12 protein-coding genes and 1 pseudogene are annotated in these 20032 nt (G+C 59.6%); 8 read left to right on the forward strand and 5 right to left on the reverse strand.

Annotated features, from left to right (window positions below):
- Window positions 1-8: 8 nt before the first annotated feature.
- Entirely contained in the window at window positions 9-2906 is a 2898-nt protein-coding gene (locus ACWGZX_RS18125; RefSeq protein WP_452624862.1) for a Tc toxin subunit A, read from the reverse strand.
- 153 nt (window positions 2907-3059) lie between these two features.
- Entirely contained in the window at window positions 3060-4088 is a 1029-nt protein-coding gene (gene gliR / locus ACWGZX_RS18130; protein ID WP_452624863.1) for an AraC family transcriptional regulator GliR, read from the reverse strand.
- Between the two features lie 209 nt (window positions 4089-4297).
- On the opposite strand from gliR, the gene ACWGZX_RS18135 reads away from it, so the two are divergent.
- The 6 genes from ACWGZX_RS18135 to ACWGZX_RS18160 all read left to right on the forward strand — a co-directional run bounded on the left by ACWGZX_RS18135 (window position 4298) and on the right by ACWGZX_RS18160 (window position 14392).
- Window positions 4298-5893, forward strand: a complete 1596-nt coding sequence (locus ACWGZX_RS18135) for an FAD-binding oxidoreductase (RefSeq protein ID WP_452624864.1) — start codon at window positions 4298-4300, stop codon at window positions 5891-5893.
- Between the two features lie 5 nt (window positions 5894-5898).
- Complete coding sequence (locus ACWGZX_RS18140; RefSeq protein ID WP_452624865.1) at window positions 5899-7503, forward strand: glycerol-3-phosphate dehydrogenase/oxidase; 1605 nt, start codon at window positions 5899-5901, stop codon at window positions 7501-7503.
- A gap of 202 nt (window positions 7504-7705) precedes the next feature.
- Window positions 7706-9274, forward strand: a complete 1569-nt coding sequence (locus ACWGZX_RS18145) for an FGGY-family carbohydrate kinase (protein ID WP_452629030.1) — start codon at window positions 7706-7708, stop codon at window positions 9272-9274.
- Window positions 9275-9519: 245 nt separating this feature from the next.
- Window positions 9520-10806 (forward strand): phospholipase, encoded by a 1287-nt coding sequence (locus tag ACWGZX_RS18150; RefSeq protein ID WP_452624866.1) that lies wholly within the window; start codon window positions 9520-9522, stop codon window positions 10804-10806.
- 70 nt (window positions 10807-10876) lie between these two features.
- Window positions 10877-12832 (forward strand): DUF1302 domain-containing protein, encoded by a 1956-nt coding sequence (locus ACWGZX_RS18155; protein ID WP_452624867.1) that lies wholly within the window; start codon window positions 10877-10879, stop codon window positions 12830-12832.
- Window positions 12833-13018: 186 nt separating this feature from the next.
- The gene (locus ACWGZX_RS18160; RefSeq protein WP_452624868.1) at window positions 13019-14392 is read left to right on the forward strand and encodes a DUF1329 domain-containing protein; all 1374 of its coding nucleotides are present in this window, start codon (window positions 13019-13021) and stop codon (window positions 14390-14392) included.
- A 158-nt stretch (window positions 14393-14550) separates the two neighbouring features.
- Here the strand turns inward: ACWGZX_RS18160 and ACWGZX_RS18165 are convergent, their stop codons facing one another.
- On the reverse strand, window positions 14551-15414 hold the full coding sequence (locus ACWGZX_RS18165; RefSeq protein WP_452629031.1) for a methyl-accepting chemotaxis protein: 864 nt from the start codon (window positions 15412-15414) through the stop codon (window positions 14551-14553).
- A 42-nt stretch (window positions 15415-15456) separates the two neighbouring features.
- Window positions 15457-16470, reverse strand: a pseudogene (locus ACWGZX_RS18170) (methyl-accepting chemotaxis protein); the annotation flags it as partial.
- Window positions 16471-16729: 259 nt separating this feature from the next.
- Between ACWGZX_RS18170 and pmrG the strand changes: the two are divergent.
- Window positions 16730-17401 carry a lipopolysaccharide core heptose(II)-phosphate phosphatase PmrG gene (gene pmrG / locus ACWGZX_RS18175; RefSeq protein ID WP_452624869.1) on the forward strand — a complete coding sequence of 224 codons (672 nt, stop codon included), beginning with the start codon at window positions 16730-16732 and terminating at the stop codon, window positions 17399-17401.
- A gap of 25 nt (window positions 17402-17426) precedes the next feature.
- Window positions 17427-18284 carry a phosphatase PAP2 family protein gene (locus ACWGZX_RS18180; RefSeq protein ID WP_452624870.1) on the forward strand — a complete coding sequence of 286 codons (858 nt, stop codon included), beginning with the start codon at window positions 17427-17429 and terminating at the stop codon, window positions 18282-18284.
- 243 nt (window positions 18285-18527) lie between these two features.
- Here ACWGZX_RS18180 and ACWGZX_RS18185 read toward each other — a convergent pair whose 3' ends face one another.
- The gene (locus ACWGZX_RS18185) at window positions 18528-19934 is read right to left on the reverse strand and encodes a DUF2252 domain-containing protein (protein ID WP_452624871.1); all 1407 of its coding nucleotides are present in this window, start codon (window positions 19932-19934) and stop codon (window positions 18528-18530) included.
- Between the last annotated feature and the right edge of the window lie 98 nt (window positions 19935-20032).

Raw genomic sequence — 20032 nt, forward strand, 5'->3', positions numbered from 1 at the left:
CAGTGGGGTTAGTGACTGGCCGCCATGACGGCCTCACCGACCGTTTTCCAGTGGTCGAGCGAACTGTCGTTGTGGAGGGTCGCGGCGCTGAGCAGGGCGGTTGCACTGAGCCCGGTGGCCTTGCAGGTTTGGTGGCAGCGCATGATCCAATCGATGTCCTTCACCGATTTGGCGTGCTTGAACATCAGTTTCGAGGTGAGCACGGTCACTTCAGCCGTTTCCCAGTTCAACAATTGGGCCAGGCGGCCGTTGACGGCATGACTCTCGCGACCGAAGAAGTTCGCGAATTCCAGATAACTCAACAGGCTTTCTTCCGTCTGCTGGTAAGTCTTCAGGCAATGGTTGAAACGCTCGAGCAGGTACAGACTTTCGAATGACAGACTCAACTGTCCATCCGGTATGTCCAGCCAACTGGCAGTGCTCAGGAGTGCGCGCAGGGCCTTGTTGCTCAACTGCAACCGGACGGCAGTCTCTGTATGGCGCAGTAGCGGATGCAGTGTCTGCACCAGTGCATGTGAATCCTTTGAATCCAGGACTTCGGTGAGAATCTGATGGATCGAGGTGTTGGCCCATATCACAACATCCTTCGCACAATTCATGGGCAGCAGGAATGTTTCCTGTAGAAACGCTTCGATGAGGTGCAACTGCCGGTCATGAGCCAACAAGAGAAGGTTGTTCAGTTTTTGCCTGGCGTCATTTTTAAGCTTCGGGTTTTTTTCGGGATCGTCATCCAGTTTGAATGTTTCGTCTTCGATGACGTTGTTCAGCGCTAAGGTCAACTGTTGCACCACGTCGTCCTGGGTCGATGGGGCGAAATTTTTCACTAAACCTTTGTCATCGAGCAGGGTATTAGCCAGCTTCGCACGCCAGTCAACGTTGCCTGGCAGCGCCAACGATGCCAGTTCTTGTGCGGTTACCGCGCTATGGCGCGCTTCGGCGCCCAGTTTGAGGAGGCGTTGCCGCAAATCTCCCTGCGGATAATTGTCGTTGCCTTGCGGTTCAAGAACACGATTCAGAAAGGGGATGTCGTAGGCGGATTGCTTGATCCAGCGGGTGATCCAGTCCATTCGCATCAGGACGTCGAGAATGTTCGTGGTAACACGTTCCCCTCCGAGGAAGTTTGCCAGTGTTGTACTTTCGGCAATCGAAAGGCCGAACATTCTCGCTACCCGTGCCTGTCGATAAATGGATGACAGCGTGGGCAAATCGCACTTGAGCGATCCTTGGTATTTCAATGTGTTTTTAACGACCTGCATCAGCGAGTCCTCGGTCAAAGGCAGGCCGAGGCTGATACTCAGGTGTTGGAGAATAGTGTGGGAGGCCGGATCCGAATCATCCGCCACGAAGGCACGACCATCGAGCTTCAGCGCAGTAGCGAATACCCGGGTCTGATTGAATACCTTATCGAACAGGGACGTATCGTCGCCGGAGGCATAAGGTGAAACGTGATGCAACAGCGCCGCGAACTCTTCGGCCGTGATCGAATACCGGCGATTCATATACCGATAAACGCCCAAGGCCCTGATGGCATAACTGTCCAGTAGCCGATGGGTATTGAGTGACAGCTGTGATTCAAATGCGCTGCATATCAGTGTGTCCAGATCGGCAAACGGGATGTCGAGCCAACGTTGGAGGCGGATCATCCGATGCAAGCGTTCAAGTCGGTCCTCGGTCGCGTTGGCGATTTCCCCGGTTTTTTTCTCGTTGTCCAGCGCCATGCTGTCATAGACCGAGAGAGGTCCGTTTACGTAACGGGCTCCGAAAGGATGGGAATGAGGTGCCGGCAACAGGTAATGAGGAGACAGGCATGGCGCGTATTTACCTTGCGCCAGTAATACTTCCATTTGCTCGGCATTAAGCTCGGTACGTTCCAGGAAGGTGTTGATATTTTTCAGATCGGTAATGGGCGCTATGCCATAGATCTTTTTCGAGTAACTGTCTCTTTGCCTGCCGATGTCCGAGTTGATGTAGTCAATGTTCCCCACGTACCTCTCAGCCCATGGCAGTTCTGTCAGCAGCGCCTGCTGTTTCGGGCCAAGCCCGGACATCAGCATCTGCGCTTGATCAGAACCAGCGTTCAACAACTTGCCGTACTGAGAGATGTCATGCGACGTGAGAGGCAGGGATTTGCTCACGAGGTAACTCAGCTCTCCCAGCGTAGGCTTGTTCCCATTCAGTCCCAGCAGGCACTGGTGATGGTAAAACTCATAGGGGAGCGCAAAGGGATAATACTTTTGTGCGAGCACTTCATAAGTCGACTTACCTTCGTCTTCGGTGTGCTTCAGCGCGTTCTGAATATTTTTGTCCAGCGTCTCATTAACGATCCCGAGCATCGGTTGCGCAGTGAAGGTGCTTTGCTGATCAATCGACAGAGCGGCGAGATCCGGACGGCGTTTTTCCAGCGTGATTCGATTGTCTTTTTCACCCGGTAATGACGAGACACTGGTTTCCAGTTGCAAGGCAAACCGGTACAGCGCTCTAAGGTAGGCAACCGGCGAGTCGATGGCAGCGATCGAATCGTTTTTGCAAGCGTCGTCCCAGTTCTCTTTGAACAGATGGGTGTAGGTGGGGCCTTGTTTCTCGATCGCACGAATGCCCAAGGGATGCCAATGATCTTGTGCCGTTTCGGCTGAAGTTCGTTGTTCCCGATACAGATGGCTGATCTGGGTGGCCAGGCATTTAACGTCGTCGTAGAGCTTTGCGGTTTCAAATGCTTCGTCTTTGAGCGTGTTGTCAGTCTTGATGGCGTCATCGAATTGTTTTTGGAATTCGGCTTTGGTGAGGCGAGCGATATCGAACACCGAGGTGTATTTCAGTGTGTCTTTAAAACACTTCACCAGTGCCGCGTTGGTTTGCCCGGTGCCATAAGCCCTGACCAGAGAAGTCAGTAAGGTGTTGTCGTCCATGCCAATGCATCTCCTTTGATGGAGCTGACGACATTACGGCGTGGCATGAGGGGGCGCTGTCAGCCTCGTCATTGACTGAGGACTGGATCTTTCACCGCTGGGATGGGGAAGAAGGACGGGAGACTGTAGGACGTTGAAACAGCCTCTGAGCCTTCAGCTTTCGTCCGGCACCCGGTGAGTTTGGCGAAACTCGCCGGGTGGCATCCCGCGCCGGCATTTGAATGTACGGTGAAACGAGCGCGGTTCGGTGAAACCCAGGTACTGGGCGATGTCCTGAATCGGCAAGGTACTGTTGAGCAGGTAATGCTCGGCCAGTTCCTGGCGCAGGTCATCGAGGATCTGCTGGTACGACGTGCCGGCCTGATGCAACTGGCGTTGCAGCGTACGCACCGACACGGCGAGATGCTCGGCCACTTGCTCCTTGCGGGGCAGACCTTCCTTGAGCAACTGGCGCAGGATGCTTTTGACCCGCTGTTCCAGCGATGCGTCCTCCAGTGTGGCCATCAACCCCATGGCATGTTCTTCCAGGGTGCGCAGCAATTGCGCATCGGCCTGGCGCAACGGCAACTGCAAATACGGCAACGGGACAATCAGCGCCGAATAAGGCTGGTCGAACAGTACCGGACAGTCGAAGAACTGCTCGTACTGCGCCAGCGTCGTGTCAGCCGGTCGTGCATGTTCCAGCCAGACAGCGGCCGGCGACATCTGCGTATCAGCGATCCAGCACGCGTATTGCAGCCAGGAGCCGAGCACGTTTTCCACCAGGTGTCGGCGGATACGCGGGCGTTGATAGCGGCATGCCCAGATCAGATGCACGTGGCTGTCCTGCACCTCGGCGCGGCTGACGCCCATGTCTCCCACCAGTTTCTCGAACGGCATGATGCGGCTCATGGCATCGCCCAGTGTCGCGCAGTTCATGGTGATGTAACCCAGCACGCTCCAGGAGTTGGGTAACACAAAACGCGCGGCGTTGAGCCCAAACAACGGATCGCCCGAGTGTTCGCAGAAATAATCGAGCAGCCGTTCATGGGCTTCACCAGGCAACCGCAGGCTGTTGTCATTCAACTGCTGCGCCTGCAACCCGGCAGCCGCCAACGCAGGCTCGATGGCCACGCCCAGTTGTTCGGCATGTCGCAGGTACTTGAGCAGCGGCGGAACTGAAGTGAAGCCCAGGGATTGCATGATCGTATTCCTTTGATCAAGGCCCGCGCGTGCGGATGAATGCCCTGAAAGGTAATTTGAAACCACGGCTAAAGTAAATGGCTGACGCCTGCGCGACGTTTGACTCAATTGGCTACTCGAACTGGCCGGATGCGACCGTGACACTTTCGGACAGCTGACTAGTATGTGGCCTGAAATATCACTGATCAGAACCGCAAAAGGACACACGCATGCGACGCTGGAACGGCTGGGGAGATGCAACCACGGTGGTCGAACTACCGGCCCAGGGCGCGAGTTTTCTCGCCCGGCGGGTGGGAGACGGTCGAGCGCTGCCCGATGCGACACTTGAGACGGCATTGGCCCGGGTGCTGGCCTCTCGGTTGCAGGAACACACCTTGTTCAGCGTGGATGCGCATGATCGTTTGCTGCATGCCCGGGGGCAGAGCCTGCCGGACTGGCTGGCGTTACGTGAAGGCGCGTTGGGGAATTATCCCGATGCCGTGGCCTTTCCCGAGAGCGCCGAACAGATTCGCCAGTTGTTGGCCCTCGCCCATGAGCAGGACCTGTGCCTGATTCCTTATGGCGGCGGCACCTCGGTGGCCGGGCACATCAACCCACCGAGTTCCGCGCGGCCGGTGGTGACGGTTTCCCTGGCCCGCATGAATCGCCTGCTGGACCTCGACGAACAGAGCCTGCTGGCCACCTTTGGCCCCGGCGCGACAGGGCCGCAGGTAGAAAGTCAGCTACGCGCCCGGGGTTACACCCTGGGGCATTTCCCGCAGTCGTGGGAGCTGTCGACCCTGGGCGGTTGGGTCGCCAGCCGTTCCAGTGGCCAGCAATCGTTGCGCTATGGGCGAATCGAGCAACTGTTCGCCGGCGGGACCCTGGAAACTTTTGCCGGGCCTTTGGAGATCACCACGTTCCCGGCCTCGGCAGCAGGTCCCGATCTGCGTGAGGTGGTGTTGGGTTGCGAGGGCCGTTTCGGGATCATTTCCGAGGTGAAGGTACGGGTCAGCGCACTGCCCGCTGATGAACGTTTCTATGGAGTGTTTCTGCCCGATTGGCCCAAGGCACTGCAAGCCATCCGCCAGTTGGCCCAGGCGCGCGTGCCGCTGTCGATGCTGCGTTTGTCCAACGCGGTGGAAACCGAAACCCAGTTGGCGTTGGCCGGTCACCCACAGCAGATCGCCTGGCTGGAAAAGTACCTGGCCCTGCGCGGCGCCGGTGAGGGCAAATGCCTGCTGACATTCGGCGTGACCGGTAATCGCCGGCAAAATGCGCTGTCCCTGAGCCAGGCCCGGCAGCACCTCAAGGCATTCGGCGGGGTGTTTACCGGGACTTTGCTCGGCAAGAAGTGGGCGCAGAACCGCTTCCGTTTTCCCTACCTGCGCGAGAACTTGTGGAACGCCGGTTATGTGGTCGACACACTCGAAACGGCCACCGACTGGAGCAACGTCGATAACCTCCTCACCCTGATCGAAACCAGCCTGCGTGACGCCTTGTCGGCTGAAGGCGAACGGGTGCATGTCTTCACCCACCTGTCCCATGTCTATGGCGAAGGATCGAGCATCTACACCACCTATGTGTTTCGCCCGGCGGCGGACTATCCCGCCACGCTGGCCCGCTGGCAGGCGCTCAAGCACGCGGCCAGCCAGACCATCGTCGACAACCACGGCACCATCAGTCATCAGCACGGCGTGGGCAAGGACCACGCGCCGTACCTGCTGCGCGAGAAAGGCGCGCTGGCGATGGACACCTTGCAGGTATTGAGCCGGCATTTTGATCCGGCCGGGCGACTGAACCCTGGCACGCTGTTGCAGGAGTGACGGCCATGAGCCTGGACTGGAACGCCGCGTGGCGACAGCAGGTGCTGCCGACGCTGGCGGATGAAAACTGGGACCTGATCGTCATCGGCGGCGGCATCAGCGGCGCCGGTATCCTGCGCGAAGCCGCGCGCCGTGGCTGGCGTTGCCTGCTGCTGGAGCAGCGTGATTTCGCCTGGGGCACCTCCAGCCGATCCTCGAAAATGGTCCATGGCGGCTTGCGTTACATCGCCAAGGGCCAGTGGCGCCTGACCCGCGATTCGGTCCGCGAACGCCAGCGCCTGCTCGACGAAGCACCGGGACTGGTGGAGCCGATGAGTTTCATGATGCCGCATTATCGTGGCGGCTTTCCCGGACCGCGGGTGCTGGGTGGTTTGTTGTCCATCTATGACGCGTTGGCCGGGCGGCGTAGCCATCGCTTCCACGACGCTCAACAACTGCGGTATCTGGCGCCGGGGGTGAAGGAACATGACCTGCTGGGTGGCACCTGTTTTGTCGATGCACTGACCGATGACGCCCGACTGGTGATGCGCGTATTGGGCGAGGCCCGGGCCGACGGCGCCGTGGTGCTCAACAGCGCGCGCGTGCAGCAATTGCTGCGTGAAGAGGGACGGGTTTGCGGGGTCCAGGTCGAGGACAGCGAAGGTGGCGCGTCAATGCAATTGCGTTGTCGCGTGTTGGCCGTGGCCACCGGCGCCTGGGCTGAACGCTTGCGCGTGCCCGATGCCCCTCGCCAGTTGCGCCCGTTGCGTGGCAGTCATTTGTTGCTGCCGGGTTGGCGCCTGCCAGTGGCGCAAGCCTTCACCTTCCTGCACGAGCGCGACCGTCGACCGGTGTTCGTTTTTCCGTGGGAAGGCGCCACGGTGGTCGGCACCACGGACCTCGATCATCACGAAGATCTGGACCAGAGCGCGAGCATCAGCCCCGAGGAACTCGACTATCTGCTGGCGGCCTGCACCCAGCAGTTCCCCCAGGCTGAGGTGGTCGCGGCCGATGTGCTGTCGACCTGGTCCGGTGTGCGCCCGGTGGTGGGCAGCGCCGAGGGTGAACATCAAGGCAAACCGTCGAATGAAACCCGTGAGCATGTGCTGTGGCAGGAACCGGGTTGCGTGACCCTGGCCGGCGGCAAGCTGACCACCTTTCGCCCGCAGGCGATCGAAGTGCTCAAGGCCTGCGCGACCATGCTCGGCCGCCCCTTCGATGATGACGCCGCGCCGGTGTTTGCCGCCGTGCCGCCGCTGACGATCCCCGGTCTTTGTGGCAGCCAGTGGCGGCGCCTGGCCGGGCGGCATGGTCGTGACCTGCCGAGGCTGGCGAAACTGATCGCGGAACTGGGCCATGACAGCGTTGGCGCCACTGACACCTTGTGGGCGGAACTGGCTTTTGCCTGTGAGGCGGAAATGGTCCTGCACCTGGATGACCTGCTGCTGCGCCGAACCCGCCTGGGCCTGTTGCTGCCACGAGGCGCCGAGAATTATTGGCCGGCCATTCGCCGACTCTGCCAGCCACGGTTGGGCTGGGACGACGAGCGTTGGCAGCAGGAGCAGCAGCGCTACCGGGCGTTGTGGCAACGCCATCATGGTTTGCCCTGCAGCCGCGTTGAGCACCCGTAGCCCTGTAGCAGCTGTCGAGTGGAGCGAGGCAGCGTTCGGCTGCGAAGCAGTCGCAAAACCCCCAACCCGGTGTTTCAGATAAACCTCGGGGGCAGGGATGGCGAGAACGTTGTTCTCGGACGCAGCCTCGCTGCGCTCGACAGCTACACGGATTATAAAAATTCAGGAATGTGCGCGACCCATGCCCATTGAAGAGAGCTCCATGGATAACCACCCGAACAAGCGTTACCTGCTGGCCATCGACAATGGAACCCAGAGCGTGCGCGCGCTGCTCTTCGACCTGCAGGGCAATCTGCTGGGCAAAGGCAAGGTCGAGTTGCAGGCCTATTACTCGACTCAGCCCGGCTGGGCCGAGCAGGACCCAGAGTATTACTGGGCGAAATTGGGCGAGGCCTGCCAGCAGGTGTGGCAGCAAACCGGTATCGATCGTTCGCAGATTGCCGGGGTATCCCTGACCACTCAGCGCGGCACATTGATCAACGTCGATGCCCAGGGCAAGGCGCTGCGCCCGGCGATCCTGTGGCTCGATCAACGCCAGACTGAAGTCGAAGGCGGGATCAAGGGGCCGTGGGGCTGGCTGCTCAAACTGGTCGGCGCGCAAGCCACCGTGGATTATTTTCGCGCTCAGGCCGAGGCCAACTGGATCGCCCACCACCAGCCTGAAGTCTGGGCGGCGACCGACAAGTTTTTGCTGCTTTCGGGGTTTCTCACTCATCGCCTGTGCGGGCGCTTTGTTGATTCCGTGGGCTGTTGCGTCGGCTACCTGCCGTTCGACTTCAAGCGCTTGCGCTGGGCCGCGCCCTCGGACTGGAAATGGCAGGCGCTGGCGGTGCGTCCCGAGCAACTGCCGAGTCTGCACAAGCCCGGTGAAACCTTGGGTTACATCAGCGCCGAGGCCAGCCGCCATACAGGTATTCCCGAGGGGCTGCCCCTGATCGCCGCGGGTGCCGACAAAGCTTGCGAGGTTGTGGGTTCCGGTGTCGTCGACGCGGGCACCGTGTGCTTGTCTTACGGGACCACGGCGACGATCACCAGCACCCGATCGCGTTATCTTGAAATCGTCCCGTTGATTCCGCCTTACCCGTCTGCGGTGCCGGACCAATACAACTGCGAGGTGATGATTTATCGCGGCTATTGGATGGTCAGCTGGTTCAAGAACGAGTTCGGACTGCGGGAAATGCAGCAGGCCAAAGCGTTGGGCGTGGAGCCTGAGCAACTCTTCGATGCACTGGTCGACGCCGTGCCGCCGGGGTCCATGGGGCTGATGCTGCAACCCTACTGGTCGCCCGGCATCCGCGAGCCGGGCATGGAAGCCAAGGGCGCGATGATCGGCTTCGGCGACGTGCATACCCGCGCGCACATTTACCGGGCGATCCTCGAAGGTCTGGCATATGCCTTGCGGCAGGGTATGGAGAGTATCGAGAAGCGTTCGAAGGTCTCCATCAAGCGTTTGCGCGTCGCCGGTGGTGGCTCCCAGAGTGATGCCGCGATGCAGCTTACGGCCGACATTTTCGGCTTGCCGGCTGAGCGTCCGCATGTCTACGAAGCGTCCGGTCTGGGCGCGGCCATTTGCTGCGCGGTGGGGCTGGGGCTGCACGCGGATTTTCCCACAGCGATGGCGGCCATGACCCGGGTCGGTGCGGTCTTCATGCCGCAACCCGAGGCGCAACAGATCTATGAGCGATTGTACAAAGAGGTCTACCTGCGCATGTATCGACAGCTTAAGCCGTTGTACCAAAGCATCCGCAAAATCACCGGTTACCCCGCCTAAAAGAACACCGGGAATCCCTTGTAGGAGCCGAGCTTGCTCGCGATAGCGGTGTGTCAGCCAGCATTACTGTTGACTGACACACCGCTATCGCGAGCAAGCTCGGCTCCTACAGGGATCGGTGGTGATTTCATGCCATCTGATGTGGCGCCATCGGAGAGCTTTTCTGGTGAGATTGGACAGTGTCAGGGGGCAGGGTCGGTTGTTAGGCTCAACCCCCACTGCTCATCCAATAAGAACCAAAAGCAATGAAGCTGACATTCCTCCTGCTGCTTTGTGGAACGGCTCCGATGGCGTGGGGTTGGTCCAACCATACGGTCGGCAGCTACCAGGCGTTGCAGGATTTGCCGGCCTTGCGCGCAGCTCCTCAGGTCGAAGTCGAGCCGCTGGAGCACTTTCTCTCGCAACAATACCAAGCCGTGTCCGCGCTGCTGGACGAACAGGAACGCTTCGCTCGTGAGCACTTCGCCCAGTACCCGTCGCGCCCCGACAGTCTGCGGCTGCCAGCTGTGCCTGGGGACAATCTGCGGCACGACTTCCTCACCGCGTTACGGATTAATCCGCGGATTCATCTGGCGATGGTCATCCAGCCGCTGCCGGGCAAGGATTTCCCCGAACGTGAACACCTCAAGGCCGAGCAGGTCATGGTGGAGCAGGCCCTGTCGCCGTGGAATCGCCAGCGCTTCATCCACGTGGCTGACGGCGAAAAAGTAGCGCCCCTGGCGGTGTTGGCCAGCGCCGCCGATGAGCCTGATTACGGCCACGACATCAATCTGTTCAGCGACAACCCAGGCTTGGTGGGGGTGTTGTACGGCTTCGGCCCGCAGCCTTTCGGCGATGCCCGGTTTCAGTACAGCTCCCAGGCGCCGTTCCATATGGGGTTCTTCCATGAAAGTGCGGTGGTGTATGCCGCTGCCGGATTTCTTCAGCGTAGTTGGCCGGACTGGCGCGCCTACCAGTACATGGGTTTGGCGCGACTGGCGTTTGCCACTGGCCATTCTTACTGGGGCTATCGTTTTCTCGGATGGGGCCTGCACCACGTTCAGGACCTGACTCAGCCTTATCACGCCAAGCCACTGCCGGGCGTCGAACTGGCAAGCCTGCTGCTGCTGGAAAGCAAGGCGTTGGTCGGCTTCGACGCCGATAAGCATGCGGCCATCGAACGGGTCGCCACCCGGCACATGGAAGTGGAGAAATATCAGTCGACCTGGCTTCGTCGCCTGCTGCGCGCCGGCCAGGCCCATCCGATGCTCGACGCTTATGCCGATTTTGCACAGGACGCCCGTTATCCGCCGTACTCGGTGGACTACCTGCGCGAAGTGGTGAGTGCCGAGTCCGTCGACGAATCCGCAGCGTTTGATGAAGCCATCGGGCAGTGGCTGGACACGGCTGCGATCACCAGCGATTTCAGCGCCGGTAACCAGGTGCAGCGCGAAGACTTCGACCATCCGGCACTTAACCAACAACTATTCAAACTGCTGGGGCATTTCGGCGCGCACAGCCGGATTTATGTCAGTGCGGGGTTGGCGCCATAGCCATCGCGGCAACATTGCCCACTCACACAGAAACCATAAAAATAATAAAACCAGGGAAGAGGAACAGATCATGAACACTCGATTTCGCCTGTCTGGCACGGTGCTCCCCAGCGTCGGCCTGGCAGGGCTGCTGCAACTGTGCGCGGTCGACGGCGTGCAGGCCGAGGAGTTCAGCGTACTGGACAATCAGGTCACCGGTTCTTTCGACAGTACCTTGTCCTATGGCCGCTTGTGGCGGGTCCAGGGGCGGGACAAGAACAACGACGACATCAACACCAACGACGGCAATCGCAACTTCGACACCGGGCTGGTTTCCGAGGTGTACAAGATCACCTCGGAGCTTGAGGCCAACTATCAGAACTACGGGATGTTCATGCGCGGCACCGCGTTCTATGACACCCAATTGATGGACAAGCGCAACGATTACTACCGCAACAACAACCCGTCGCAACCGAGCCAGAGTTTCCCGCAGGACGACCACTTCACTGACCAGACCCGCGATATCGCCGGTAGCCGTGTGGAGATGCTCGACGCCTATGTCTATGGCAACTGGGACGTCGCACAGATGCCGGTCACGGCACGGCTGGGGCGCCAGGTGTTCAACTGGGGCGAGGGGATTTTCTACCGGGGCGGGATCAACACCACCAACCCGGTGGACGCGGCCAAGTACCGTTTGCCCGGCGCCGAAGTCAAGGAAGTGCTGGTACCGGTGGAAGCGCTGAGCTTCAACATCGGCCTGACCGACACCCTGACCATGGAAAGCTTTTATCAGACGAACTGGAAGGAAACCCGCATCGACCCGGTAGGTACTTTCTACTCGCAAACGGACCTGTTCGCCGACGGCGGCAACACCGGCTACAACAACTTTACCGATACCGCGCTGGACACCCCGGTGCCTGGCTTCGGCAACGTGATTGGCCTGTACAGCGCGCTGGGCAACAACCCCTCGCTCAACCAGACCCTGAGCACCACCGGCCTTTATGCCAACGGGGTGACCCCGACCTTCGGCAATATCGTCAAGGTGGCTTCGGTCGGCAAGGATTACAACGCGCGCAATGACGGCCAGTTCGGCTTCGCCTTTCGCTACGTCGCAGAAGAACTCAACAGCACCGAGTTCGGGTTGTACTTGGTCAACTACCACGCCAAGGAGCCGACTGTCTCCGCCGATCTGGGGGGTTACAAGGGCATCGACATGAATGCCCTGACCAACCTGTTGACCGGTGTCGCTGGCAGTCAGGCGGGCCAACTGGCCAACGGCCTGGCGACCGTGGATGTGCTGGGCAATATTCAGGCTCATCGTCGCTACGCCGAAGACATCCGCATGTACGGCTTCAGTTTCAACACCACCCTGGGCCAGGCGTCGGTGTTCGGAGAAGTGGCCTATCGGCCGAACCTGCCCATCGGGGTCGCCGCCACCAACGACCTGATTGGCGACCTGGCCAACGGCGCTGCTGCATTGGCAGGCGGTCAGAGCATCAACATCGGCGGGCAGCAAGTCACGCTCGACAGCCAGATCAACAACGCTGAGCGGGTGGAAGCGTTCAACACCTCCCTGGGCACCATTTACAACTTTGGTCCGAGCCTGTCGTTCGACTCGATGTTCGGCGTGTTCGAGCTGGTGTCCGAGCACCTGCGCGGCAGTAACCTGCAGTACACCGCTTATGACGGCAGTACCCGTTACTTCGCTGGCACCGGTAACTTTTCCTATGTGTCCGGCGGCCGTCGCAGCGACCAGGTCAACCGCGACTCCTACAGCTACACCGCGATGGTCAACGGCACCTGGAATGACGTGTATGCCGGGGTCAACGTCTCGCCCTACGTCGTCTACAAGGACGACTTCAAGGGCAACAGCTATCAGGCGGGCAACACCATCGAGGGCCGCAAGGCCTACACCTTGGGGATCAAGGCCAACTACCAGAACAAGTTTGAGGCCGAGCTGCAATACACCGAATTCTATGGCGGTGGGCAGGACAACGGCCTGCGTGACCGCGACAACGTCGGCTTCAACCTCAAGTACTTCCTTTGATTCCTCAGAACATCGCGTGAGCAGGTGTAGCCCTGTGGGAGCGAGCCTGCTCGCGAAGACGGCCGCACAGTCAACAAAGATGTCGCCTGATGCACCGCATTCGCGAGCAGGCTCGCTCCCACAGTGGATCAGCAGTGTCTTGCAGACCTCACTCCTTGACAGCAGGTTTTATTTCGGAGAACGATCATGTTTCACACTTCACGACTGACCAAAACCACACTGGCGCTGGTCCTGAGCCTGGCCGCCAGTAACGCGCTGGCCGCCATCTCGCCCCAGCAAGCCGAGCAATTGAAAACCACGCTGACACCGCTGGGCGCCGAGCGTGCCGGCAACGCCGGCGGAACCATCCCGGCCTGGGCCGGCGGTATCACCCAGGCGCCGGCAGGCTACAAGCCGGGTCAGCATCATCCCGACCCGTACGCGGCGGACAAGCCGCTGTTCACCATCACCAAAGCCAACCTTGAGCAGTACAAAGCCCACCTCAGCCCGGGCCAGATCGCGCTGTTCAACAGCTACCCCGAGACCTTCCAGATGCCGGTCTATCCCTCTCGTCGCTCTGGCTCTGCGCCGCAGTGGCTGTATGACAACACCTTGAAAAATGCGACTTCGGCCAAGCTGCTCGACGGCGGGACCGGTTTTGCCGATGCCTATGGCGGTGTTCCGTTCCCGGTGCCCAAGGATGGGGTCGAGGCGTTGTGGAACCACATCACCCGTTATCGCGGCATCTATGTGGTCCGTCGTGCCTCCGAAGCGCCGGTACAGCGCAACGGCAGCTTCGCGCTGGTGACCTCGCAGCAGGAGGGGATGTTCAATTACTACCGTCCGGGCGGGCAGTTTGCCGACCTGAAAAACATCCTGTTTTACTACCTCGCGTTCGTGAAGAGCCCGGCCCGGCTGGCCGGCGGTGCGGCGTTGATTCACGAGACCCTGGACCAGCTCAAGGATTCGCGTCAGGCCTGGATCTACGACGCGGGCCAACGCCGTGTGCGCCGGGCGCCGAACCTCGCGTATGACACGCCGATCGCTTCATCCGACGGCTTGCGCACGGCAGACGATACCGACCTGTTCAACGGCTCGCCGGACCGCTACGACTGGAAGCTCAAGGGCAAGCAAGAGGTCTACATTCCGTACAACAGCTACAAAGTCGGTAGCCCTGAGGTGAAGTACGCCCAGTTGCTCACACCGGGTCACCTCAACCCACAATTCACCCGGTATGAGCTACATCGGGTCTGGGTGGTCGAAGGCACGCTCAAGCCGGGCTCGCGGCATATCTATTCCAAACGCGTGCTGTTTCTGGACGAGGACAGTTGGGGCGCTGCACTGGTGGATCAATATGACGGGCGAGGGGAGTTGTGGCGGGTGTCGATGGCCTACCTGAAAAACTTCTACGACCTGCCCACCACCTGGAGTGCGCTGGACGTATTCCATGACTTGCAGGCTCGTCGTTACTACGTGCAGAACCTGGACAACGAAGAGCCGGCCACCGTGGACTTCGCCCAACCGGTGCCGGAAGACGCGTATTTCATGCCGTCGGCATTGCGCCAGCGCGGGACGCGGTGATTGTTGTCAGCGGGGTAGCACAAAGCTTTTCAATACCTTGAAAAGATGCGATCAGTCAGATCGCATTCGCGAGCAGGCTCGCTCCCACAGGTTAATCACGGTACCTGTGGGAGCGAGCCTGCTCGCGATTGGATAGTTGACTCAGCGCTGACACAACATCAAACGCGGAAATGGCTGACCATCATCTGCAACTGATTGCCCAGCCGCGCCAGCTCAACACTGGATGCGGCGGTTTCGTCGCTGGCGGCGGCGGTCTGTTCGGACACGTCGCGCACGTTGATGATGCTGCGGCTGATCTCTTCGGCCACGGCGCTTTGCTGTTCGGCAGCGGCGGCGATCTGCTGGTTCATCGACTGAATGTTGGACACTGTGCGGGTGATGTTTTCCAGTGAAACACCCGCCTTGCGGGTCAGCGCGACGCTGCTGTCCGTGAGGGTGCGGCTGTTGTTCATCACCGCCGACACTTGCTGCGTGCCGTTCTGTAGAGCGGCCACCAGGCCTTCGATTTCTTCGGTGGACTTCTGCGTGCGCTGGGCCAAACCACGAACCTCATCAGCCACCACCGCAAAACCACGTCCGGCTTCACCGGCACGCGCGGCTTCAATCGCGGCGTTGAGCGCCAGCAAGTTGGTCTGCTCGGCGACGGCTTTGATCACGTCCATCACGCTGCCGATCTTGTCGCTTTCCTTTTGCAGCACGCTCATGGCTTCGGTGGAACGCACCACTTCGCTGGCCAGGCGTTCGATCTGGGCGATGGCTTCGTTGACCACTTTGTCGCCTTCACGAGCTTCACCGTCTGCGGCAGCAGCGGCTTGTGAGGCTTCTTCGGCGTTGCGCGCGACTTCCTGCACGGTGGCAGTCATTTCGTGCATGGCGGTGGCGACCTGATCGGTCTCGACCTTCTGGCTGTTTACGCCAGCGCTGGTTTGCTCGGTCACAGCGGACAACTCTTCAGCCGCGCTGGCGATCTGGGTGACGCCGTCGCGGATGCCGCTGATCAGGTCGCGCAGGGTCACGCCCATGCGCGCGATACCTTGCTGCAACACACCCAGTTCGTCACGGCGAGTGACTTTGACGTCGTGAGACAGGTCGCCGCTGGCGATGCGGTCCACGACGGCCAAGGTGTCGCGAATCGGGCCGGTGATTTGACGGGTGATGATCACGGCGGCAATTACGCCAACCAGCAACGCGAGCACGGTGCTGATCAATTGCAGAGTGCGGGCCTGGGCGCTCTCGGCGTCGCGGCGGTCGAGCTGAATCTGATACAGCTGGTCGCTCAGTGTCACGATGGCAGCGCCCTGGTCGGTCATTTCCTTGCGAGCCTGAACGGCGTCGGTATTAGCCGCTTTATAAGCCTGCAAGGCGCTTCGATAGTTGGCCAGCGCGGTTTCCAGCTGACGCAGGGCATCTAGCTGAGTCTCGGCAAATTGCGCATTGAGTGGTTTGAGGCTGGCAATCGCCGCGTCCAGTTGGCCGACGGCTTTTTGCTCGGTCTCGGCGTTGGTGGCGGCGGTGTAGCCGCGCACTTCGTAGCGGGCCAGGATGAACGCTTCCTTGGCGGCCGTGATGGCCTGGAATTGTTCGAAACGTTGATCGCTCAGTGGCATTTGCTGCACGCGGGTGTTGAGGGCGTCGATCAACGTGCTGGCGGTTTGAGCGTTGGCGGCCATGGTGTCGCGGGCACTGTTGCCCGTGCGGTAGGCACTGCGCATTTTGTTCAGGGAGGCCTGGTACGCCGCAATGACGGTGCCTTGCTCTTTAAGCAGCTTTAGGTTTTCCGGGCTCTTGAATGTCGACAGCAATGCTTGTTGCTGGGCCGAGAAGGCGTCGAGTGTGGTCTGTACGTTTTGCGCAGCGGTTTCGTCGCCATTGGTCAGCATGTATTGCAGGCGCACCACACGCAGCTTGGTCAGGCCGGCGTTGAGCTGGGTGATGTCGCTCATCCAGTTGCTGCGGTCAATCAAGCTGCCCAGGCTCATCCAGCCCGTCAGGGCCAGGATGCAGGTCAGAGCCAGGACCAGGCCGAATCCCAGGCCCAGTTTCATGTTCACGCTGATATTGCCGAACCAGTTATTCATCAATTCCTCCAGGAACGTTGAGCTTCTTGATCATCGATTGGCTGGAAGATTGTTGTTTTTGGGCGCCAGCAAGGTAGGTAGCAGGTCTGTATCGGCCGCATTCGCGAGAGCTGAAAGGATTCTGTGGGGCTGATCCTGTAACAAGACTTTGCGCGAGTTTTAAGCTTTTTTTCACATTCCGTTCACCCGTTGCCGACGCACGCCTCGCTACCCTCTCAGGATTTAATGAGAGCAGTACGTGCCGGCGAGGCGGCTTGATGTGGAATTGAGACTGAATCTATTCGGGATAAAGCGCTCGATTGATTTAAGCCGCTATGCCCGCTATCGCAATGTGGCGGTGGTATTGGCTTCTGCGCTGTTGGTGATCCCGTTGACGGTATGGCTGTTGCAACCCGCCGCCGTGCCGGACCTGGCCCATGGCAATGTCGCGGGCGCCAAGGCGTTAGCGGACGGCTGGGCCAAGGGCGACATGATCGTGCTGGTTCGCCATGTCGAACGTTGCGATCACTCCCCGGCCCCTTGCCTGGCGGGCAGCGATGGCATCACCGAACGCTCCAGAAGCGTTGCGGTCAGTGTGGGCGCGCAGTTTCAACGCCTAGGGCTGAGCAAGGCTGACATTTACAACAGCCCGATCCTGCGTGCTGTGCAGACCGCCAATTTTATGTTCAGCAAGGCAGGTGTCGGTGAGGACTGGCTAATCAGTTGCAAGGGCACTATGTTGCGTGATGCTTTGGCGCATAAAGTAGCGGGCCGCAATCTGATTCTGGTGACCCACAGTGAATGCATGACGCAACTCGAAAAGGACCTCAAGTTGCCAACCTCAACCCTGGGTTACGGCGCCTCGTTGTTTATCACTGCGCCAACGCCTCAAGCGGCACACATGCTGGGCTTCATTGACGCCTCCGACTGGCACACGGTGACCACCGAATGAATTTTCCTCTGGATCAGGACATACAATGCTGAATTTTTCCCGACACCGCTTTTACTGGGTGAACTTCGGTATTGCGCTAGCCTGCGCGGCCGCGGTTTTCCTGATGTTCGACATGACCACCATCGACATCGCCTTCAACAATCTTTTTTTTGATCCGGTCACCCAGACCTTCCCGCTCGACCAGGTTCACTACTTCGAGAAAGTCACCCACAAGTGGGCACGCATCATTCCCAACTGGACCGGTGAAATCGCCTTGATCGGTATGTTGCTTTCGTTTGTCTGGCCACTGGTCAACCTGCAAAAGCGCCCGCGTATCGGTCAATTTCTGGAGCGGGTCAAAGCCGCCCCCGTGCTGCGGTTTACCTATGACCATCGTCGTGACTTTATCTTTGTGGTGGTGGCGTTTGCCGTTTGCACCGGCGTGATCCATTTCCTCAAGGCGCACACCAGCGTGTACTGCCCGATTGAAACGACGATCTACGGTGGCAAGATTGCCCACATGGAGTGGTACAACAACTTCCAGCTGTTCCGTGAAGCCGGCGACGGTCGCTGCTGGCCGGGTGGGCATGCGTCGGGCGGGTTCACCATGCTCGCGCTGTACTTTGTTGCGCGCCGCTACCAGTGGCGCTATTCCAAAGCCGTGCTGTGGGGCTCGTTGCTGCTCGGTTTCATCTACGGCACAACACGTGTTCTGCAAGGCTGGCACTACATGTCCCACACCCTCTGGGCCGGGATCTTTGTCTGGCTGGCGTGCTTGCTGACGGCCCTGGCGTTTTACGGGCGGGCAAGGCTGGACGTGCCGGTGCTGAAAAAGGCTGGGCAACCGAACGCCGTTACAGATTCACAACGTAGTAAGCCTGTCGCCCCACCCTCATTGTCTTGAGCACTTTCAGCGTCGCGGCAGGTTCGGTATCACCGGACCTGACCGCCACGTTGGACGCTGCGCCACCTACCCCCGTGTGAAAAACAGCAAGTGAAACGTTGACCATTCTTTCAGGCAAAAAAAAGCCCGCGGGAGGGCGGGCAAACTGTAGTTTCTTGAATGAGCGAGGGCAATGTACCGATTGTTGAGGCACAACGGGGTGAAGAAAAGTTCATGTAGATGAACGCCCTCGGGCTCGTGCGTTTACGGCAAATGATCCGCCGCAAAGTCCGCCTCTGAACGCGCGCGTAACTGGCCCTTGCGGCAGGCTTGCTGGAATCTTTCGTAGTCGTGGTCATTCTGGTCGGTATAGCTTTTGGCATATTTGACCAGCGCCTGCGCCAATGCATCGCTTTTGCCGATGTACCCGCTGATCTGCGAGGCGTGCCCGGATGATTTGGCATGGGCGCGGGCGAGGGCGCGGCCACACAAGCGTGCGTAGGCCGCAAACGCTTCGGCGTCGAAGGTTTCCAGTTCGGCCGAAATCTTCATGTCGCGCAACTGGCGCACGTAAAAGTGTCGACCGCTGGGACCGGTGGTCCAGCCAAGGAACAGATCACTGGCCGATTGCATCAGCCGCTGACCATCGACCACTCGCTGACCGTTATGTCGAACACGTGATTTCGCCTTCACGTAATCGGCGAGCACCGAACGCCGTGCTTCCTTGAATTGCAGGAACAGCGGGAATTCCTGTTCATCCGTCAGTAACGCCACCAGGCAACGCGTGCCGACACTGCCCACACCCACCACTTTGAACGCCATGTCGTGAACGTGAAAACGTGACAATAACTCACGACGGTCAGCTTGCAGCGTGGTTCGGTAGTCGCTCATGAACGTGTCGTACAGCTGGCGCCAGTCCGAAAGGCGCAGCCAGTCATCGTCGGCATCCAGCAGGGTGGTGTTTTTGTGCAAGTGGAAAATTTCCGGCAGATCATCGCGAATGACCAGATGACCTTTCGCGTGACGTTCGCTGATTTTCGGCAGCAGTTCGGCATGCGTACGCCGTTCGGCTTTTTCGATGGCGCGCTCCACATGCTCCAGCGTGCTTTTGCTCGCCTGCTTGAGCAAGTCATCGTAACTGATGGACTCGTACCAGTTATCCAGCTCGCTTTGCTGGGCGCACTCCAGCATGGTTTCCTGATAGGCGCCCACCACTTGGCGGCAGACGGTTTCTTCCACCGTCTCGCCGTGGCGCAGGTCCCTGGCCGCCACCATGAAACTCGCCACCAGGCGTTTCAGGTCCCATTCCCAGGGGCCGGGGTGGGCTTCGTCGAAGTCATTCACGCTGAACAGCAGATTGCGCTCGGGCGTGGCAAAACCGCCGAAATTCATCAGATGGCAATCGCCACAGATCGTCGATACCAGACCCATGTCGGGTGTGGCGGCCAGATCATGGGCTTGCAGCAAGGCGTTACCGCGATAGAAGGCGAACGGCGACACGAGCATGCGGCCATACCGTAACTCGACCAGCGACTTGATCCTGCCCTCACTGGACCGCTTGATCAGCGGCAGCAGATCACGCGTTACTTTACCCATGACCGCCTGAGCACTGCGCGAGCAGTTTTTGCGAGCATCCTTGCCTTGCTTCAAACGGTCTTCGAGGGTGGTCATGTGGGCTATTTTTGGTTGGCGTTTTGAGGTGAATTCGAACTGAGTGTAGAAGGGGCGTGTGCGATTGTCTGAAGGGTTTGAGCGGTTGCGGGTTGCCG

Source organism: Pseudomonas sp. CLCA07 (assembly GCF_053615335.1).